This window comes from Streptomyces halobius (assembly GCF_023277745.1).
Lineage (GTDB): Bacteria > Actinomycetota > Actinomycetes > Streptomycetales > Streptomycetaceae > Streptomyces > Streptomyces halobius.
Genome location: NZ_CP086322.1, coordinates 3,843,679 through 3,861,835, shown reverse-complemented (window position 1 = coordinate 3,861,835; position 18,157 = coordinate 3,843,679). Strand labels below are relative to the sequence as shown.

The 18,157-nt window shown below is 70.5% G+C and carries 15 protein-coding genes; 5 read left to right on the top strand and 10 right to left on the bottom strand.

What is annotated here, in order from left to right; all coding sequences use genetic code 11:
- A complete protein-coding gene (gene deoC / locus K9S39_RS17495) occupies positions 1-996 on the bottom strand; it encodes a deoxyribose-phosphate aldolase (RefSeq protein WP_248868834.1) in 996 nt (331 codons plus the stop codon).
- A gap of 172 nt (positions 997-1,168) precedes the next feature.
- Here deoC and K9S39_RS17490 point away from each other — a divergent pair, with 172 nt between their 5' ends.
- The gene (locus K9S39_RS17490) at positions 1,169-1,801 is read left to right on the top strand and encodes a PH domain-containing protein (protein WP_248864298.1); all 633 of its coding nucleotides are present in this window, start codon (positions 1,169-1,171) and stop codon (positions 1,799-1,801) included.
- A 101-nt stretch (positions 1,802-1,902) separates the two neighbouring features.
- Here the strand turns inward: K9S39_RS17490 and K9S39_RS17485 are convergent, their stop codons facing one another.
- The 3 genes from K9S39_RS17485 to K9S39_RS17475 form a co-directional block, all read right to left on the bottom strand.
- Positions 1,903-3,582, bottom strand: coding sequence for a TIGR03086 family metal-binding protein (locus K9S39_RS17485; RefSeq protein WP_248864297.1), 1,680 nt, complete (start codon positions 3,580-3,582; stop codon positions 1,903-1,905).
- 136 nt (positions 3,583-3,718) lie between these two features.
- Positions 3,719-4,168, bottom strand: coding sequence for a hypothetical protein (locus tag K9S39_RS17480; RefSeq protein ID WP_248864296.1), 450 nt, complete (start codon positions 4,166-4,168; stop codon positions 3,719-3,721).
- A 920-nt stretch (positions 4,169-5,088) separates the two neighbouring features.
- Positions 5,089-5,409: a hypothetical protein gene (locus K9S39_RS17475; RefSeq protein WP_248864295.1), complete on the bottom strand. Its 321-nt coding sequence runs from the start codon at positions 5,407-5,409 to the stop codon at positions 5,089-5,091.
- Between the two features lie 156 nt (positions 5,410-5,565).
- Here K9S39_RS17475 and K9S39_RS17470 point away from each other — a divergent pair, with 156 nt between their 5' ends.
- Positions 5,566-6,705, top strand: coding sequence for a helix-turn-helix domain-containing protein (locus K9S39_RS17470; protein ID WP_248864294.1), 1,140 nt, complete (start codon positions 5,566-5,568; stop codon positions 6,703-6,705).
- A gap of 197 nt (positions 6,706-6,902) precedes the next feature.
- On the opposite strand, the gene K9S39_RS17465 is transcribed toward K9S39_RS17470, so the two are convergent.
- The 4 genes from K9S39_RS17465 to K9S39_RS17450 all read right to left on the bottom strand — a co-directional run bounded on the left by K9S39_RS17465 (position 6,903) and on the right by K9S39_RS17450 (position 10,637).
- Complete coding sequence (locus K9S39_RS17465) at positions 6,903-8,585, bottom strand: phospho-sugar mutase (protein WP_248864293.1); 1,683 nt, start codon at positions 8,583-8,585, stop codon at positions 6,903-6,905.
- Between the two features lie 173 nt (positions 8,586-8,758).
- Entirely contained in the window at positions 8,759-9,580 is an 822-nt protein-coding gene (locus K9S39_RS17460; RefSeq protein WP_248864292.1) for a purine-nucleoside phosphorylase, read from the bottom strand.
- Positions 9,581-9,863: 283 nt separating this feature from the next.
- On the bottom strand, positions 9,864-10,145 hold the full coding sequence (locus K9S39_RS17455) for a type II toxin-antitoxin system RelE family toxin (RefSeq protein ID WP_248864291.1): 282 nt from the start codon (positions 10,143-10,145) through the stop codon (positions 9,864-9,866).
- 54 nt (positions 10,146-10,199) lie between these two features.
- Entirely contained in the window at positions 10,200-10,637 is a 438-nt protein-coding gene (locus K9S39_RS17450) for a gamma-glutamylcyclotransferase (protein WP_248864290.1), read from the bottom strand.
- Between the two features lie 125 nt (positions 10,638-10,762).
- Between K9S39_RS17450 and K9S39_RS17445 the strand changes: the two genes are divergently transcribed.
- The gene (locus K9S39_RS17445; protein ID WP_248864289.1) at positions 10,763-12,208 is read left to right on the top strand and encodes an NAD(P)H-quinone dehydrogenase; all 1,446 of its coding nucleotides are present in this window, start codon (positions 10,763-10,765) and stop codon (positions 12,206-12,208) included.
- A 380-nt stretch (positions 12,209-12,588) separates the two neighbouring features.
- Positions 12,589-13,572 carry a DeoR/GlpR family DNA-binding transcription regulator gene (locus K9S39_RS17440; RefSeq protein ID WP_283112366.1) on the top strand — a complete coding sequence of 328 codons (984 nt, stop codon included), beginning with the start codon at positions 12,589-12,591 and terminating at the stop codon, positions 13,570-13,572.
- Positions 13,573-13,684: 112 nt separating this feature from the next.
- Here the strand turns inward: K9S39_RS17440 and K9S39_RS17435 are convergent, their stop codons facing one another.
- Positions 13,685-14,236, bottom strand: a complete 552-nt coding sequence (locus K9S39_RS17435; protein ID WP_248868832.1) for a TetR/AcrR family transcriptional regulator — start codon at positions 14,234-14,236, stop codon at positions 13,685-13,687.
- 519 nt (positions 14,237-14,755) lie between these two features.
- On the opposite strand from K9S39_RS17435, the gene K9S39_RS17430 reads away from it, so the two are divergent.
- A complete protein-coding gene (locus K9S39_RS17430) occupies positions 14,756-15,940 on the top strand; it encodes an alpha/beta hydrolase (RefSeq protein WP_248864288.1) in 1,185 nt (394 codons plus the stop codon).
- A 210-nt stretch (positions 15,941-16,150) separates the two neighbouring features.
- Here K9S39_RS17430 and K9S39_RS17425 read toward each other — a convergent pair whose 3' ends face one another.
- Complete coding sequence (locus tag K9S39_RS17425) at positions 16,151-17,920, bottom strand: acetyl/propionyl/methylcrotonyl-CoA carboxylase subunit alpha (RefSeq protein WP_248864287.1); 1,770 nt, start codon at positions 17,918-17,920, stop codon at positions 16,151-16,153.
- Positions 17,921-18,157: the final 237 nt, after the last annotated feature.

Here is an 18,157-nt window from a genome sequence, read left to right as displayed (position 1 = left end):
TCAGTCCACCGTGACGTAGTCGGGGCCGGAGTAGCGGCCGGTGCTGAGCTTCTGGCGCTGCATCAGCAGGTCGTTCAGGAGGCTGGAGGCGCCGAAGCGGAACCAGTCGGGGGTCAGCCAGCGGTCGCCCAGCGTCTCGTTGACCATCACCAGGTACTTGACGGCGTCCTTGGTGGTACGGATACCGCCGGCCGGCTTCACCCCGACCTGGACGCCGACCGCCTCGTGGAAGTCCCGTACGGCCTCCAGCATCAGCAGTGTGACGGGCGGGGTGGCGTTGACGGACACCTTGCCGGTCGACGTCTTGATGAAGTCGGCACCGGCCAGCATCGCCAGCCAGGAGACCCGCCGGACGTTGTCGTACGTCTGCAGCTCACCGGTCTCGAAGATGACCTTGAGGTGCGCGGCGCTGCCGTCCGGACGGACGCACGCCTCCTTCACCTGCCTGATCTCCTCGAAGACGGACAGGTAACGGCCGGCGAGGAAGGCCCCCCGGTCGATCACCATGTCGATCTCGTCGGCGCCGGCCGCGACCGCGTCACGGGTGTCGGCGAGCTTGACGGGCAGCGCGGCGCGGCCCGCGGGGAAGGCGGTGGCGACGGAGGCGACATGAATGCCGGAGCCGGCGAGCGCTTCCTTGGCCGTCGCGACCATGTCGGGGTAGACGCAGATCGCCGCGACCTCGGGGGCCGTACGGTCCGTGGGGTCCGGATTGACGCCCTTGGCGCACAACGCCCGGACCTTGCCCGGGGTGTCCGCGCCTTCGAGGGTCGTCAGGTCGATCATCGAGATGGCGAGATCGATGGCGTACGCCTTCGCCGTCGTCTTGATCGAACGGGTGCCGAGGGCGGCGGCGCGGGCCTCCAGGCCGACCGCGTCGACGCCCGGGAGGCCGTGGAGGAAGCGGCGCAGCGCACCGTCGTCGGCGGTCACGTCCGCCATTGACGCCAGACGCCCCGCGGCTTCCTTGCCGTATGCGGGAACAGTGATGGGCATGGTCACGAGGGGAGCATATCTACGCGCGTAGCGCAATGTCATCCCCCTGGGGCGGCCGAATCGGTGTGGGAAGGGCCGCGTCTCCGAGCGGCTGGTAATCGTCCCCGACCCACCCTCGAATGATGCCGTAACGCAACGTCCGACATCCGGACGGTCGGGCAGAATCGGCGGCATGACGAGCCCGGAACGGTCCACCCCGCCGCAGAAGCAGAACGCGGAGCGCAGCTACCGCTCGCCCGCGGCCCTCGCCGGCGGTGTGCTGCTGCTGGCGCTCGCGCTCTGGCTCGGCGGTGACGCGCTGCTGCGTGGCAGCGCACACACCAAGCTCACCGCGCTCTTCGCCCTGGTGCTGCTCGTACCGCTGGTGGTGGCCTTCACACTGCGGCCGGTCGTCAGGGCCGGCGAGGAGCGGCTGGTGGTGCGCAATCCGTTCCGTACGATCACGCTGCCCTGGGGAGCCGTGGAGAATCTGCGGGCGTCGTACTCGGCCGAGGTGTTCAGCAGCGGCGGGAAGTACCAGATGTGGGCGGTGCCGGTCTCGCTACGGCAGCGCAAGAAGGCCAACCGCAGGGCGGAGCGCGGTGCGAAGGCGTCCGCACGGGGCGGCTTCGGCCTCGGGGGCTCCGACGCGGGCCCGGCGCCGCGCGCGACGGCGGATCAGACCATGGACGAGCTGCGCGACATCAGGGAACAGCGCGGCGGGAGCGAGAGCGCCCAGGGTGAGCCGGTGGTGCGCTGGGCGTACGAGATCATCGCGCCGTGCGTGGTGGGGGCGGTGGGGCTGGCGGTGCTGCTGGCGGTGTAGGGGGCGGCTGTGGGGGCGGGCCGTCGGGTGGGGGAGCCGCTCGACGGTCGCGGATCGGGCACGCCCCCGCCCCTTTGCCCCTCGCCCTGCCCCGTGGCTGATCAGCCGACGGCGCGGCCGAGGTAACCGGCCAGACGGTCGAGCGCGGTGGCGTGGTGGGGAACCGGCTGGGGTGGGGCGAAGGAGCCACCGGCAGTGCGCGGCAGGCTGCCGTAGACCTCCCGCACCACCGGGAGCGCCGACTCCGCGACGTCCGGCACGAGGCCGCGCGGGTGTCCGATCGCGGTGGCCAGGTCCCAGCCGTGCACCAGCATCTCGATGACCAGCTGCTCGACGAGGCGCCGGCCCGGGGCCGGGCCGTACCGCTGTTCGAGCATGCCGGGGCGGCGGAAGGCGGTCAGCGCGCCGTGGGCGGCGGCGCGGAACGCCTTCGAGTGGTCCTCGCCGAGGTGGTCGGCGGTGAAGTCGGAGCGCGGGGCGCCGTTGGCCAGGCCGGACCACAGCAGGTTCTCCCAGACCAGGTGGTTGAGCAGGGTGCGAACGTCCCAGTCGGCACAGGGCGTCGACCGGTCGAACATGCTCGGGTTCACGGCGGAGACGAGGTCGCCCACAGCGCGCAGCACGCGCTCGCAGCCGTCGAGCAGGCCCTCCGGCTCCCAGGCATCTGCCCCGGCGTCGTACAGTGCGCCGAGCTCCGCGGCGCGCGCCCCGGGTTCGGGGTTGGTGCGCAGCGCGGTCATCAGCCAGTCACCGGCCGCCGCCAGACTCGGCCGCGCGGGTCGGCCGTTGATGATGCACAGCAGCTGCCAGTACCGCTCGACGCGCGCGTCGGAAGCGACTTCGAGCTGTTTCAGCAGCAGGCGCCGGGCCGGTGCGCCGTCTGCGTGCAACTCGTCACGAGTCTGTATCCCTGTCCTCGCGCCTGTCTGTGTCCGTGTCTGTGTCTGGGTGGGGAGCCAGGCCGCGACGACGGCTGCGACGACGGGGTCGGCGGCCGGTGAGTCGGGGACGATCCCCTCCCGTATCGCGGTGTTCACCCGCTCCGTCCAGTCGTCGGTGAGCTGCTGTACGGCCCGGAGGGCGGCGGGGTCGTGTTCGCCGGGGGCGTGCTCGGCGGCGTACTCCGCCATGCGGCGCATCCCGGAGCGCAGAGCGGGGTCGGCCACCAGCTCGCTCAGTTCGATCCAGGCGTCGACCTGCTCGTCCGTGGGGTGGTCGGGAAGCTCCGGGGTGGCGGCCAACAGGCCGCGGCGGTAGGCCGGTACGTCCAGATCTCCAAGGGTCTCCGTCACGAACTCCTGGAGAAGCGTGCGGCGTTCGGCGGCGGTCAGGCGGGCCGTTCGGTTCATGAAGGCGAGTCCTTCTGCGGTGGTTGCGCGGCGGGTGACGGAGCGCAGGACCGCCTGCTGCGAGCGCAGCGTACGTATCTGTGCCTCCAGCGCGTCGACGTGGGCCGCGGCCACCTCCGCCAAGGTGTGCTCGCGGTCGAGTACGTCACGGATCGCGGGGAGGCCGAGCCCGAGGTCCCGCAGCGTCCGCGCCAGCTCCAGACGGGCCACGGATCCCGCGTCATAGAGGCGGTACCCGGCGGCTGTCCGCCGCGCCGGCGGCACGACCCCCACATCCGACCAGTGCCGGATGAGCTTCACCGGCAGCCCCGTCTTCCGCGCGACCTCTCCGATGCCCCACGATTCCCTGTCGTCGGTGGCGGCCGTGTCATCGGTCGCGTCCGTGGCGTGCGTTTCGTCGACGTGCATGCGGCCCAGCTTCGGATCTCCCATGGTGGGAGAGTCAAGCGCGGGGTTCTTTGAACGGTCCGCCGTGGCGTTGTCATCCCGGGCTACGCAAGAACCCCGCCGGTCTCTCGCGAGGATGAGCAGATAGGCGGGGCGGACACGAACGAAAGTCTGATGTCCGTCAGGCAGGCCCACGGCTCCCCAGTACTTCGCGGGCCAATCCCGCGGTGTATGCCTGGCACTTGTCCGGGTCATCCGGGTGCTCCGGATCCTTCAGGGCCAGCCGACCCACATGCAACTTCTGATGACCGTAGATCATCTTTGCAGGCTCGCTGCTCCCATCGGACTCCAGAGACCACTCTGCGCTGTGGAGCTCTACCGTTCCCGGCTTGGGAACACAGCGGCTGCTCCAGCCCGTGCACAGCACCCAGTCCGTTGCGTGCGGGGAGTGCCGCGCTCCAACATCCATGAGGTGGACGTCCGGCACCTCGGGGACCGGGATGTATCCCACTACCGCCTCGACGCCGAACCGGCCGGTCACGGTATACGCGGCGACCCCGAAGGTATCCGGCCACAGATGCAGCAGGGGGAAAGCCGTCACACGACCCGTGCCCGACATGATTCTTGCCATGGTTCTCCCTCGTTGGATCCAGCGAACGGCCCCGGGCCAGTTTCGCCGGTCTCGCCTTGACTGTTCTCCTCGTCACCTGCGTACAGCGTGCTCAGCTTCTCGGGGTCCATCATGTGTTCCCTTCTGTGGCTGTGCCGTGCCGGGGAGGCTCCCCGCCACGTCGTGCACGTGCAGCCGGCCACCGCCGAGCTTGATTCTGTGGCCGGACTTGCCACTCCCGTCGGTTACTCGTCGGCGGGAGGGCAGTCAAGGGCTCCATGAACGGGGGAGTTCGGGCGCACTGCCTGATCGCCCTGGGCGACGGGAACAGGACGCCACGCTGTGCTGACCCGTCCGGCTGCCGACCGTCCAGGGAACACAGCCGACGGGATCTGGTTCCTGGTCCCCCACACCAGCGCCTGCGCGTCCGCTCTTCTCATGAAGGTGCGTAGACACCTGCTCCTGCTCGTCACCGCTGGCCTGTGTTTCTGGTCAGCGGTGCGATTTCATGACCTGTCCTTCTTTCCTTGGCATCGTCCGCACTCCGGACCTGGGCACAGCGGGTGGTTCGGGCCGGGCAGGCAGACCACGCCGGAATCCACGTCCAATGCGCCTCCGTACGCCGTCCACCACCCCTCCGGAGAATTCGCGTACGGGGTTCCTGCGCATGGGGCGGCGATGGTTTCGCCGGGGGTCCCTTCCTCTCCGGTGCTCATGAATTCCCCCTGTGGTGGCGGGCGTTGATCTCACGGATCCTGGCGCGCAGTTCATCTGTGGCGGACGTTGACGAACCGGGCGCGCCAGTAGGGGCTTTGTAGTCGGGGCACTTCGGGCTGCCGCAGTGGCATGGGGGCCAGTTGAGCGCGTCACCGGGGGCACGGTTCCCGTCGCCCGCGTGCCGCACCAGGCGGGTGGCCGAGGGGGCTTGCGTCTCGTGCATCTCAGGCCGCCACCTTCACGGTGTGACTCCAGCGTGGGTCCACATCGATGCCGTTTGTGGCCAGCCACAACACGCGGCGTCGACGGAGGGGTTGGGAACGCCGTTCCTGGAGTTCCTCTGGTGTGAGCACGTACGGGCGGATCAGGGCAGAGTCCTCGCCGCGCAGCAGTTCCGGCTGCCGGACGGACGCGCGGGGAGGCGCGAGCGCCGGCACGTCTTCGCGGTATACGGGCGGTGGCGCGCCGGCCGAGCGGTGACGCCCCCGAGCGGGCAGCAACAGCCGCAGCAGCGGCTCTAACAGTCTCGCGATAGCGTTGGTCACTGTCGTCAACTCCATGAAGTTGATGGCCGCGCCCCCGGACCGTCGCCACGGTCGCGGGGGTCTGTCGCACCATCCTTGCCACAGGCAAGGCACTGCCGGGAGTTGACAGCTGTTGACGGCTACTCTGGAGAACACGGTCAACACCAGGGGAAGCACATGAGTGCAGACTTCGGAATCCGGCTCCGCGCGCTCCTCGCGGACAGAGGAGTGAGCTTGCGGGCTACTGCCCGTGCCCTCAACTACGATGTGGCCTATCTGTCTCGCGTCGTCAACGGGCGTCAGCGCCCCTCGGCGCAGCTGGCTGAAGCGCTGGACGAATTCCTGCAAACTGACGGGGAATTATCGGAGATAGCCGCACCGAAATCACTGTGCCTCCCCTCGGCTGAGCCCTCAGACCGGTCCTCGGATGTCGCGCACATGAAAGGCAGTGCCACTTACCTCCTCAAACACGCAGACCGGTATGGCGCGGATGCCGTAGCACCCGCCGCAGTTCAGGTGTGGCGGTCCGCGCAGCGCAGACTGGACGCAGGGGAGATCCCGGACAGGGAGCTGCGAGGTTATCTGTCGGCTGTTTCCGAGGCTGCTGAAGTGGCGGGTTGGCTTCTTTTTGATGCCGGTGAACGTGAGTCCGCCCGCAGGGCATTCCTGGAATCACACATGCTGGCTCGCCATGCCGGAGACCGGTCTAAGCAGTGGTTCGCTCTCGACATGCTCGGCATGCTCGACAACGAATGCGGGCGTCCTGGTGAAGCGCGGCGCATCGCTGAAGAAATCCTGTCTCAGAGGCGGTTGGCTCCGCGCGTTGCACTCATGGCCCGGGTCAGGAGGGGCGGAGCATTCGCCAAGATAGGGGACCGAAAACGTGCTCTGGCTGACCTGGACACAGCACGCAGGGGGCTCGAAGAGTCCCTGAGCCCTCGGGACCCCGAGTGGGCATGGTGGGTCAATCAAGATCAGGTCGCAGGGCATACCGGGCACGCGCTGATGCGCCTCGGGGATGCGGGGGCGGCACTCTCCGAAATCCACAGCGCGCTTGAATATGCCATGCCTCGGGGTGTTACGCCTCGGGGTCTCATGTTTTACCACATTGAACTCCTGCGCATTTACGCGACAGCGAAAGCGTGGCGCGATGCGGAGGAAGAGATCCACACGATTTCGCCTCTCCTCGACATCATCAGCTCGGGGAGGAATCGCCTTCTCCTGCGAGGGGCGCTGGGCGTTGTCGAACGAACCCCAGGAGTGCCTGTCGGACTGTCCGCCCTCGTCGGCGATACGGTCGCTGCCATCGCCTTGTGATCGCCGGTCGACGCCCCCCCCAGGTTCCGCAACGGAACGCATCCGACGTGGCGTGCTATCAGGCTGGACGGCACCATGTTCGCCTCTGCCCTCGCCCGCATGAGTTGACCCGCAGCACTCCGAACGTGCGAGCACTGCACGCGCCACCTCCAGGGGATGGGCGCGTGCAGTGCCGCTGTTTCTGGGGCGGGCGGGCGTCAGATCCCCGCCGCCTCCTCCAGATCCGTCTTGATCGCCGCCAGCGTCGCGTCCGCCTGCCTGCGGGCCTCCGGGAGGGACTGGGCCGAGGCGACCGGGACCACGACCTCCAGGTAGCACTTGAGCTTGGGCTCGGTGCCGCTGGGGCGGACCACGACCCGGGCGGCCTGCACGACCGACTCCGGCGAACCGGACAGGTAGTAGCGCAGCCCGTCGGTCGGAGGGAGGGACTCCGTGCCCTGGTTCAGGTCGTCGGAGCCGCCCACCGTCAGGCCCGCGAGCGCCGTCGGCGGCTGTTCGCGCAGCCTGCGCATGGCGTCGGCGATCAGCGACAGGTCCTCGACGCGCACCGAGAGCTGGTCGGTGGCGTGCAGGCCGAATTCCAGCGCGAGGTCGTCGAGCAGGTCGGTGAGGGTGCGGCCGGACTGCCTGAGCTCGGCGGCCAGCTCCGTGATCAGCAGGGCCGCCGTGATGCCGTCCTTGTCGCGTACGCCCTCCGGGTCGACGCAGTAGCCCAGCGCCTCCTCGTAGGCGTAGCGCAGACCGTCCACCCGGGCCAGCCACTTGAAGCCGGTCAGCGTCTCCTCGTAGGGGAGGGACGAGGCGGCGGCGATACGGGACATCAGCTGGGAGGAGACGATCGTGGTCGCGAACGTCCCCGTTGCCTGCTTGCTGACGAGGTGAGCGGCCAGCAGCGCGCCGACCTCGTCGCCGCGCAGCATCCGCCAGCCGTCCTTCGTCCCGGGGGCCGGGACGGCCACGGCGCAGCGGTCCGCGTCCGGGTCGTTGGCGATGACGATGTCCGGGCCGACGGAGCGGGCGGTGGTGAACGCGAGGTCCATCGCGCCCGGTTCCTCCGGGTTGGGGAAGGCGACCGTCGGGAAGTCCGGGTCCGGTTCGGCCTGCTCCGCGACGACCGTCGGGGCGGGGAAGCCGGCCCGCGTGAAGGCGGCGACGAGGGTGTCCCGTCCGACGCCGTGCATCGGCGTGTAGACGACCTGGAGGTCACGGGGGGAGCCCGGCGTCAGCACGGCGTCCGTACGCGCCAGGTAGGCCGTCAGGACGTCCTCGTCGAGGGTTTCCCAGCCGGACTCCGGCCGCGGTACGTCGTCCAGCGAGGCGACCGCCGCGATCTCGGAGGCGATCTCGCCGTCCGCGGGCGGCACGATCTGCGAGCCGTCGCCGAGGTAGACCTTGTAGCCGTTGTCACGCGGCGGGTTGTGGCTGGCGGTGACCTCGACGCCGGCCACCGCGCCCAGGTGCCGGATCGCGAAGGCCAGCACGGGGGTCGGCAGCGGACGGGGCAGCACGGCGGCCCGCAGCCCCGCGCCGACCATCACGGCCGCGGTGTCCCGGGCGAACTCGGCGCTCTTGTAGCGCGCGTCGTAGCCGATGACGACGAGTCCCGCGCCGTCGCCCTTGGACTTCAGGTACGCGGCGAGGCCGGCCGCCGCACGGATGACCACCGAGCGGTTCATCCGCATCGGGCCCGCGCCCAGCTCGCCGCGCAGCCCGGCGGTGCCGAACTGGAGGGTGCCGGCGAAGCGGGCGGCCAGCTCGGCGGCGCTCCCGGCGTCCTGGGCTTCGACGAGCCGGGACAGCTCCTCCCGGGTCTCCGGGTCGGGGTCCTCGGCCAGCCATGCCTGGGCCCGGGTGGTCAGCTCCGCGGGATCGGTAGCCACGTGATGCTCCTGACGGTGGGTGCGGTGGTGACGGTGGGTGTTGTGGGCGTTGTGGGTGTGTTGTGGGGTTGTTGCGTGCGGTGCCGGGCGGCCGGGTCCCGGACGCCCGGCCGCGCCACCCGGGGCCGTCCGGCACCCGGCCACCCGGCCACCCGGCACCCGGCCACCCGCCGCTAGATCTTGTTGAGGACCTGGCCGAGCAGCTCCCCCATCCGGGTCGCGGAGTCGCGGCCGGCCTGCAGCACTTCTTCGTGGTTGAGCGGCTCGCCCGTCATGCCCGCGGCGAGGTTCGTCACCAGCGACAGGCCCAGCACCTCGGCGCCGGCCTCGCGGGCGGCGATGGCCTCCAGGACGGTGGACATACCGACAAGGTCCGCGCCCAGGGTCCGGATCATCTTGATTTCGGCGGGGGTTTCGTAATGCGGGCCGGGGAACTGGGCGTAGACGCCCTCCTCCAGGCTCGGGTCGATCTCCTTGCACAGCGCGCGCAGCCGCGGCGAGTACAGGTCCGTCAGGTCGACGAAGTTCGCGCCGACGATCGGGGAGGTGGCGGTGAGGTTGAGGTGGTCGCTGATCAGGACCGGCTGGCCGGGGCGCATGCCTTCGCGCAGACCGCCGCACCCGTTGGTGAGGACGATGGTCTTGCAGCCGGCGGCGACGGCGGTACGGACGCCGTGCGCGACGGCGGCGACGCCGCGGCCCTCGTAGAAGTGCGTACGGCCCAGGAAGACCAGTGCGCGCTTCTCGCCGACCCGGTACGAGCGGATCTTGCCGCCGTGCCCTGCGACGGCCGGGGGCGGGAAGCCCGGCAGCTCGGTGACCGGGAATTCGTGGTCGGGGGCGCCCAGGGCCTCGGCGGCCGGAGCCCAGCCGGAGCCCATGACCAGGGCGACGTCGTGGGTCTCGGCGCCGGTGAGCTCGCGCAGGCGCGCGGCGGCGGCGTCGGCGGCGCCCTGCGGGTCGCGCGCGATGTCCGGAGTAACAGATGCGTTCACGCGGACGAGGGTAGCCGCTCTTCTCCTACGCGCGTAGATGACGGACCTCACGGTATCGGATCGTTGCTTTGTCGGTTCCGCCAAGTGGGGGGCGATTCCGCCATACGGGGCCGGAGTCCGTCCGCCGGGCGAGGTCGCCCCCATCCAAGCGCGGTCGCTCCGCCCAGCCCCGTGGGGCGAGCTCTCAGCCCCCGACACCGGGGACCGGCCCTCGACCTCGGGAATCAGCCCTCGACCTCGGGAATCAGCCCTCGACCTCGGGACCTGTTCTCGACCTCGGGAATCAGCCCTCGACGTCAGGGATGAGGACGTCCTTGTCGTTGAAGACCTCGACGATGAAGATCAGCAGACGGCCCATGCTGATGGTGTACTCCACCAGGACGTTCTGGGTGAGCCGGACGGTGCGGTCGTCCCCCGTGGAGCTTATGGCGCGGGACACCGACAGGAACGGATCACGGGCCAGCAGGGAGATGCCCTTGTCGAACGCCGCACGCTGCGGGGCGTCGAGACGGTCGCGGGTCGCGGCGGCCTGCTCGGTGAAGTACACCTGGTACGTCGTGGGCATCCCACACTCCCGTTCGCGCGTCGATCCCGGCCGAGTCTAGAGGCCGGACCGCCGTCAACAAGGGCGCTTCCGCAGCTCCATCACATAGTCGTGCGGCGCCCCCGCCGATTCCGCCGCGTCCGCGATCTCGCCCAGGTAGCGGGCGGACGGCAGCCCGCCCTCGTAGCCGTTGAGGACATAGACCCAGGCCGCCTCGTCGCCGTCGAGCGTGTGCACCCGTACCCGCATCCGGCGGTAGACGTCCATGCCCACGCCCTCCCAGCGGTCCATGGACTCCTCGTCCATGGGCGCGATGTCGTAGAGCGCGACGAAGACCTGGGAGCGGGGCGCCTCGACGATCGTCACCAGGGCGCCCTCCCACCCCATCTGTTCGCCGCCGAAGGTGAGCCGCCAGCCGTTCAGCCAGCCCGTGCCGCGCAGCGGCGAGTGCGGTGCGCGGCGGGACATCAGCCGCGCGTCGAGGTTGCCGGCGTACGCGGCGTAGAGCGACATGGTTCCGAGGGTACGGGAGGTTATCGGGTGAGCTGTGGTACAGGCGGTCCACTGCGCGCGGTCGATGGCCCTCCCGGGGGCATCAAACGGCCCCCGGAGCGAAGGACGTACGGGCGTGCGGGACAATGGGGTACGTGACTCGGATCGTGATCATCGGTGGCGGACCCGGCGGATACGAGGCGGCCCTGGTGGGCGCCTCTCTCGGCGCGGAGGTGACCGTCGTGGACTGCGACGGTCTGGGCGGGGCGTCGGTGCTCACCGACTGCGTACCGTCGAAGACTCTCATCGCGACGGCCGAGGTGATGACGACCTTCGACTCCTCGTACGAGGAGCTGGGCATCATCGTCGCGGACGACACTCCGCACATCGACCGCCCCGCGCGTGTCGTCGGCGTCGATCTCGGCAAGGTCAACCGGCGTGTCAAACGGCTCGCGCTCGCCCAGTCGCATGACATCACCGCCTCCGTCACGCGGGCCGGCGCCCGGGTCACGCGCGGCCGCGCCCGGCTGGAGCCGGGCCAGTCGCCGGACGGCTCGCGCCGGGTGACGGTGACCGCCGCCGACGGTTCCGAAGAGTCGCTGGTCGCGGACGCGGTGCTGATCGCCACCGGCGCGCACCCCCGCGAGATCCCGGACGCGCTGCCGGACGGTGAGCGGATCCTGAACTGGACGCAGCTCTACGACCTGGACGAGCTCCCGGAGGAGCTCATCGTGGTGGGTTCGGGTGTCACCGGCGCCGAGTTCGCCGGCGCCTACCAGGCGCTCGGCTCCCGCGTCACCCTCGTCTCGTCCCGTGACCGGGTGCTGCCCGGGGAGGACCCGGACGCCGCCGCCGTCCTGGAGGACGTCTTCCGGCGCCGCGGGATGAACGTCATGGCCCGCTCCCGCGCCGCCGCCGTCAAGCGTGTCGGCGGCCGGGTCGAGGTGACCCTCGCGGACGGCCGGACGATCTCCGGTACGCACTGCCTGGTGGCCGTGGGCTCCATCCCGAACAGCGCGGGCATCGGCCTGGAGGAGGCCGGCGTCAAGCTGAAGGACTCCGGTCACATCTGGACCGACAGGGTGTCCCGCACCACCGCCCCGGGCGTCTACGCGGCCGGCGACTGCACCGGCGTCCTCGCGCTGGCGTCCGTCGCCGCGATGCAGGGCCGGATCGCGATGTACCACTTCCTCGGCGACGCGGTCACGCCGCTGAACCTCAAGACCGTCTCCGCGAACGTCTTCACCGACCCGGAGATCGCCACCGTCGGCTACTCGCAGGCCGATGTCGACAGCGGCCGGATCGACGCCCGGGTGGTGAAGCTGCCGCTGCTGCGCAACCCGCGCGCCAAGATGCAGGGCATCCGCGACGGCTTCGTGAAGCTCGTCTGCCGTCCCGGTACGGGCATCGTCGTCGGCGGTGTGGTCGTCTCCCCGCGTGCCAGCGAGCTGATCCACCCCATCTCGCTCGCGATCGACAACAATCTGACCGTCGAGCAGATCGCCAGCGCCTTCACCGTCTACCCGTCGCTCTCCGGCTCGCTCGCCGAGGTCGCGCGGCAGCTGCACACGCGCAAGGCGGCGAACGAGTAGCGAGTGGCGAGCAGGCCCACGTAACGAGTGGGGGCAGCCCCACATAACGAGTGGCGGGCAACCTCACGTAGCGAGTGGCAAGCAGTCCTACGGGCCGCCGTGGCGCGGCCAGATGACGGACGCGCCGGGCGCGAATGTTTGTGCCCCCACTGAGCAATTGGGATGAAACGTTCACCCTGGGGCACAAGTCCGGTCTCGTTCTGGCGGAGTGGTTTCGAACGGCTCTCTGGAGGTACTGACCAGGGGTCGAGCGGAGTGCGTCGGCCGTGAGTTCGACATATGCGCGACGCATACCACGTCACGCAGCGGAGCGTGAACAACTTCCGTTAATTGGTGCAACCTGCTGAAAACAGACGGTCGTTGGCGTTACTGTCAGTTTCGTGTTCGCTGCAGAACGTCGCCAATTGATCCTCGAAATGGTGCGCGCCAACGGAGCGGTTTCGCTCCGGGAGCTCGCCCGCGTTGTCCAGACCTCCGAAGTGACCGTACGGCGGGACGTGCGGGCGCTGGAGGCGGAAGGGCTGCTCGACCGCCGGCACGGCGGTGCGGTCTTGCCGGGAGGCTTTACCCGGGAGTCCGGATTCCCGCAGAAATCCCATCTAGCGACCGCCGAGAAGACGGCCATCGCCGATCTCGCCGCCGGCTTCGTCGAGGAGGGCGAGGCCATCGTCGTCGGCGCCGGGACGACCACCCAGGAACTGGCCCGCCGGCTCGCCCGGGTGCCCGGTCTGACCGTCGTCACCAACTCCCTGCTCGTCGCCCAGGCGTTGGCCCATGCCAACCGCGTCGAGGTCGTGATGACCGGCGGCACCCTGCGCGGATCCAACTACGCGCTGGTCGGCAGCGGTGCCGAACAGTCCCTCCAGGGCCTGCGGGTGTCCCGCGCCTTCCTCTCGGGGAGCGGTCTGACCGCCGAGCGCGGGCTGTCCACCTCCAACATGCTCTCCGCCAGCGTCGACCGGGCGCTGGTGCAGGCGGCCGGGGAGGTGGTGGTGCTGGCCGATCACAGCAAGCTCGGCTCCGACACGATGTTCCAGACGGTGCCGACGGACGTGATCACCCGGCTGGTCACGGACGAGCCCCCGGGCCACGACGACCGGGCCGCGACGGAGCTGCAGGCCCTGGCCGACCAGGGTGTGCAGATCGCCGTCACCAGCGGGTCGGGGGGTGGGCAGGGCTCGGGCCAGATGGGCGCGGAGAGCCCGGCGGACCGCAGGGCGCCCCGGCGGGATGTGCCGCTCCCGGGGCAGCGGCGCAACCTCCCGCCGGGCGGTGGAGGTTCGGCGCCGCAGCTGCGCCCGGCCACCACGCTGTCGGAGGCGCCGGGCGGCCGGGTCGCGGATCTGGCGCCACGCAGGCGCTGAGGTGCGGGCGTCCGGGGCCCGGCGCCGGTGCGTCGGGGGGCCGCTGTCGGTGCGTCAGTGGCCCTGGCGGCGCCCCTCGCCCCTCCTGCGCCGGTGCCCCGCGCCGCTCCCGCTAACGGTCCGCCTTGAGTCCGCTCAGGGTCAGCGTCAGCAGCCGGTCGGCCAGTTCCGGATCGTCCGGTGACTCCTCGGCGGCCAGGGCGATGCCGTTCGTCAGCTGCATCAGATCGCCGATGCTCACATTGCGGCGTACGGCCCCGGCCTCCTGGGCGCGGATGAGCAGCGCGGCACCCGCCTCGCGCATCGGTACGCAGCATCGCGCCATCCCCGAACTCTCGTCCGCCGTCGCCGCCATCAGCGCGTGCGACAGGCCGCGGTAGGTGGTGGCGTGGGTGATGATCGCGCGTAGCCAGTCGACCAGCGCATGGCACGGCCGCGGTGCGTCGGCCAGCTCCCTGGCATGCGTCAGCAGCGCGTCCACCTCCCCCTGGAAGACCGCGCCCATCAGGGCGGTGCGGTTGGGGAAGTGCCGGTAGAGGGTGCCGATGCCGACGCCGGCGCGGCGGGCGATGTCCTCCAGCGAGCAGTCCGTGCCGTGCTTCGTGAAGGCCGTACGGGCCTCCGTCAGCAGCCGCTCGTAGTTGCGGCGGGCATCGGCCCGCATCGGCCGTACGGCGTGCGCCCCCGCGCCCGCTGACACCTGCGCCGGCGAGCCCTGCTCCGTGTGCCGCTGCCCTGCCGTCTCGGTCGCCATCGCCGTCCTCCCTCGACCCGGCCGGTCCCGGTCCGTGGGTCCAGGATGCCATTGCGCAATCGGAGGTGGCCTCCGCAAAGGCTTTCGGGGTCCCGCTCCAGATCTTTGACCGAAGATTGAGCACCCCACCCACGCCGACCACCTCCGCGAGTGGGGGCACCTCCCGGCGTCAGCTGGGGGACGGCGCCGGCTTGGGCGCAAAGCGGGCGCAAAGAACAGCTGAAGTCCCGGCGTACCCCGGTGGTCGTGTGGCCGAACACCCCGGTGCGGTCGCAACGCCCGTCCCCCAAGAGCCGTCAAACCAGGCGCAAAGAGGTCTTCCGGGCCGGATCCGGAGGCCGCCGGGAACGCAGTGGGAAACCCGCCGTGCGGACACACGTCGTGGGAAACCGCCGTGCGGACACGCCGTGGGGAATCTGGGGAAACGTCATGGGACTGACCAGCCGGTCGCTGTTGTACGCCGTAGCCGCGGTCGCCGTGGTCTGTGTGGGGCTCACCCTCTGGCTGTGGCCACGGTTCGCCGGGCGCGGCCCAGGGGCGATGCTGGGCCGGCTCGGCTCGGTCGTCGCCACCCAGCTGTCCGTCGTCGCCGCGCTCGGCCTCGCGGTGAACGCCAACTTCCAGTTCTACGGCTCCTGGCACGAGCTGCTGGGCCTGTACGACGACGCGCCGGGAGCCGTCGGCACATGGGGCGACGGCGGCACGGCCGGGCCCGCCGGTGACCCGTCCAAGGGCCTCGTCCAGGCATCGGGCCCGGAGGGCCTGGACACGGTGCACGGGCTGCCGAAGGGGCCGCCCGCGATGGCGGGGAAGGTCGAGACCGTACGGATCGTGGGCAAGCGGACGAAGGCTGTGAACCCGGCGTATGTCTATCTGCCGCCGCAGTACTTCCAGCCGCAGTACGCCCGCCGGCGGTTCCCCGTCATCGTCGCGCTCAGCGGCTACCCGGGCGGGACGTTCCTGCTGGGGCAGCATCTCCGGGTGCCGCAGACCGCGGCGCGGCTGATCCGCGACGGCCGGATGCAGCCGACCGTCATCGTGATGACGCGGCCCACCATCGCGCCGCCACGCGACACCCAGTGCGTCGACGTCCCGGGCGGGCCGCAGGCCGAGACGTTCTTCGCGCGCGATGTGCCGGACGCGCTGAGGTCGCACTACCGCGTCGGCCACGACCCGGGCGCCTGGGGCGTGCTGGGCTACTCGTCGGGCGGCAGCTGCGCCCTCCAGCTGGCCATGCGGCACGACCGTACATACACCTCGGCGGCGGCCCTCTCGCCCGACTACCGGGTCACCAACGACCCCACGACCGGCAATCTGTTCGGGGACGGCAAGGACCGGATACGCCGCCGCCAGGAGCACGATCTGATGTGGCGGCTGAGGCATCTGCCGCTACCGCGGGTGAACGTCCTGGTGGGCACCAGCCACTCGGGCGAGAAGAACTACCCGGCGGCCAAGGAGTTCCTGGCCGCGGTCCGGCCCCCGATGAAGGCCGAGGCGATCGTCCTCGACCACGGCAGCCACAACTTCGCCACCTGGCGCCGCGAACTGCCCGCGGCGCTGCAGTGGATGAGCAGGTCGCTGACCTTTCCGGAGGATGTGGTGGGGAACTTGTGAGGCCACAGCGGTCGGGGTGGGGCGGTATTCCCGCCGGCCGGAGGCCGGGGAGCGAATACCGCGGTGAGGGGACGGGCGGTGTTCCCGTGCCGGTCACGGGTGGTGTTTCCGTCACGGGCACGACGCACCCCGGCCGGGCTTCGCAGCACACGCGAGGGGCGCCCCGCGGCGATCCGCCGGGCGCCCCTCACAGTGCGACGCTCTCGCTCGTCAGTCCTTGATTTCGCAGATGACGGCGCCGGACGTGAGGGCCGCGCCGATCTCGGCCGTCAGGCCCTTGATGGTGCCGGAGCGGTGGGCGTTGAGCGGCTGCTCCATCTTCATCGCCTCCAGGACGACGACGAGCTCGCCCTCGGCGACCTGCTGGCCCTCCTCGACGGCGACCTTGACGACGGTGCCCTGCATCGGCGACGCCAGCGCATCACCGGAGGCAGCGCCGGCGGACTTCCTGGCAGCCTTGCGCTTGGGCTTGGCACCCCCGGCGACCGCGGCGCGGGCCAGCGGCATCCCCAGCGAGGACGGCAGCGAGACCTCCAGGCGCTTGCCGCCGACCTCGACCACGACCGTCTCGCGGCTGTCCGCCTCGGCCTCCTCACCAGCCGGTGCCGCGAACGGCTTGATCTCGTTGACGAACTCCGTCTCGATCCAGCGGGTGTGGACCGTGAACGGGTCGTCGGAACCGGCCAGTTCGGGAGCGAACGCCGGGTCCTTGACGACGGTGCGGTGGAACGGGATGGCGGTGGCCATACCCTCGACGGTGAACTCGGCCAGCGCACGCGTGGCCCGCTGCAGGGCCTGCTCGCGGGTGGCGCCGGTGACGATGAGCTTGGCGAGGAGGGAGTCCCATGCCGGGCCGATGACCGAGCCGGATTCCACGCCCGCGTCCAGACGGACACCGGGGCCGGCGGGCGTTTCGAACTTGGTGACCGTGCCCGGCGCGGGCAGGAAGTTGCGGCCCGGGTCCTCGCCGTTGATACGGAACTCGAACGCGTGGCCACGGATGACCGGGTCGTCGTAGCCGAGCTCCTCGCCGTCGGCGATGCGGAACATCTCGCGGACCAGGTCGATACCGGTGACCTCTTCGGTGACCGGGTGCTCGACCTGCAGGCGGGTGTTGACCTCCAGGAAGGAGATGGTGCCGTCCTGGCCGACCAGGAACTCGCAGGTGCCGGCACCCTCGTAGCCGGCCTCCTTCAAAATGGCCTTGGAGGCGTGGTAGAGCTCGGCGTTCTGCTCGTCGGACAGGAACGGGGCCGGGGCCTCCTCGACCAGCTTCTGGTGGCGGCGCTGCAGCGAGCAGTCACGGGTGGAGACCACGACGACGTTGCCGTGCTTGTCGGCCAGGCACTGCGTCTCGACGTGCCGGGGGCGGTCGAGGTAGCGCTCGACGAAGCACTCCCCGCGGCCGAAGGCGGCCACCGCCTCACGCACCGCCGAGTCGTACAGCTCGGGGACCTCTTCGAGGGTGCGGGCCACCTTCAGACCACGGCCGCCACCACCGAACGCCGCCTTGATGGCGATCGGCAGACCGTGCTGTTCGGCGAAGGCGACGACCTCTTCCGCCCCGGAGACCGGGTCGGGGGTGCCGGCGACCAGCGGGGCGCCGGCACGCTGGGCGATGTGCCGGGCGGCGACCTTGTCGCCCAGGTCGCGGATGGCCTGCGGCGGCGGGCCGATCCAGTTCAGGCCCGCGTCGAGGACGGCCTGCGCGAAGTCGGCGTTCTCGGACAGGAAGCCGTAACCGGGGTGGATCGCGTCCGCGCCGGAATCGGCGGCGGCCGCAAGGACCTTGGCGATGTCCAGGTAGCTGGTGGCAGGTGTGTCACCGCCCAGGGCGTATGCCTCGTCCGCCGCGCGGACGTGCACGGCGTCCCGGTCGGGCTCGGCGTAGACGGCTACGCTCCCGATTCCGGCGTCCTTGCATGCACGGGCAACGCGAACAGCGATTTCGCCACGGTTGGCGATGAGCACCTTGCGCACGATGGGTCCTTCCTTGGCGCTTCGCCGCAACAGATCAACGACGTGAGTTTAGGGACTGACGACACCGCGTGCCGACCCATTCCTGGGCGTGACCTTGCCCACACGGAGTGTGCGGGAGGTGCCGGTGAGCGACCAAAGTCCCCTGATATCCCAGGGTAGGCCCGGATTCCCGTGCTCCGCTCGAAGCCCTGGTGTGGTCTAGGTCTCGGACGAATGACGTCCAGCGGATCGTCAATT

What these genes read in the sequence shown, in the direction of transcription:
- K9S39_RS17480 (WP_248864296.1), bottom strand. Translation starts at nt 4,168, where the DNA reads ATGGCAAGAATCATGTCGGGCACGGGTCGTGTGACGGCTTTCCCCCTG.
- deoC (WP_248868834.1), bottom strand. Translation starts at nt 996, where the DNA reads ATGCCCATCACTGTTCCCGCATACGGCAAGGAAGCCGCGGGGCGTCTG.
- K9S39_RS17490 (WP_248864298.1), top strand. Translation starts at nt 1,169, where the DNA reads ATGACGAGCCCGGAACGGTCCACCCCGCCGCAGAAGCAGAACGCGGAG.
- K9S39_RS17430 (WP_248864288.1), top strand. Translation starts at nt 14,756, where the DNA reads ATGGGACTGACCAGCCGGTCGCTGTTGTACGCCGTAGCCGCGGTCGCC.
- K9S39_RS17445 (WP_248864289.1), top strand. Translation starts at nt 10,763, where the DNA reads ATGGGGTACGTGACTCGGATCGTGATCATCGGTGGCGGACCCGGCGGA.
- K9S39_RS17455 (WP_248864291.1), bottom strand. Translation starts at nt 10,145, where the DNA reads ATGCCCACGACGTACCAGGTGTACTTCACCGAGCAGGCCGCCGCGACC.
- K9S39_RS17450 (WP_248864290.1), bottom strand. Translation starts at nt 10,637, where the DNA reads ATGTCGCTCTACGCCGCGTACGCCGGCAACCTCGACGCGCGGCTGATG.
- K9S39_RS17485 (WP_248864297.1), bottom strand. Translation starts at nt 3,582, where the DNA reads ATGGGAGATCCGAAGCTGGGCCGCATGCACGTCGACGAAACGCACGCC.
- K9S39_RS17435 (WP_248868832.1), bottom strand. Translation starts at nt 14,236, where the DNA reads ATGCGGGCCGATGCCCGCCGCAACTACGAGCGGCTGCTGACGGAGGCC.
- K9S39_RS17470 (WP_248864294.1), top strand. Translation starts at nt 5,566, where the DNA reads ATGAGTGCAGACTTCGGAATCCGGCTCCGCGCGCTCCTCGCGGACAGA.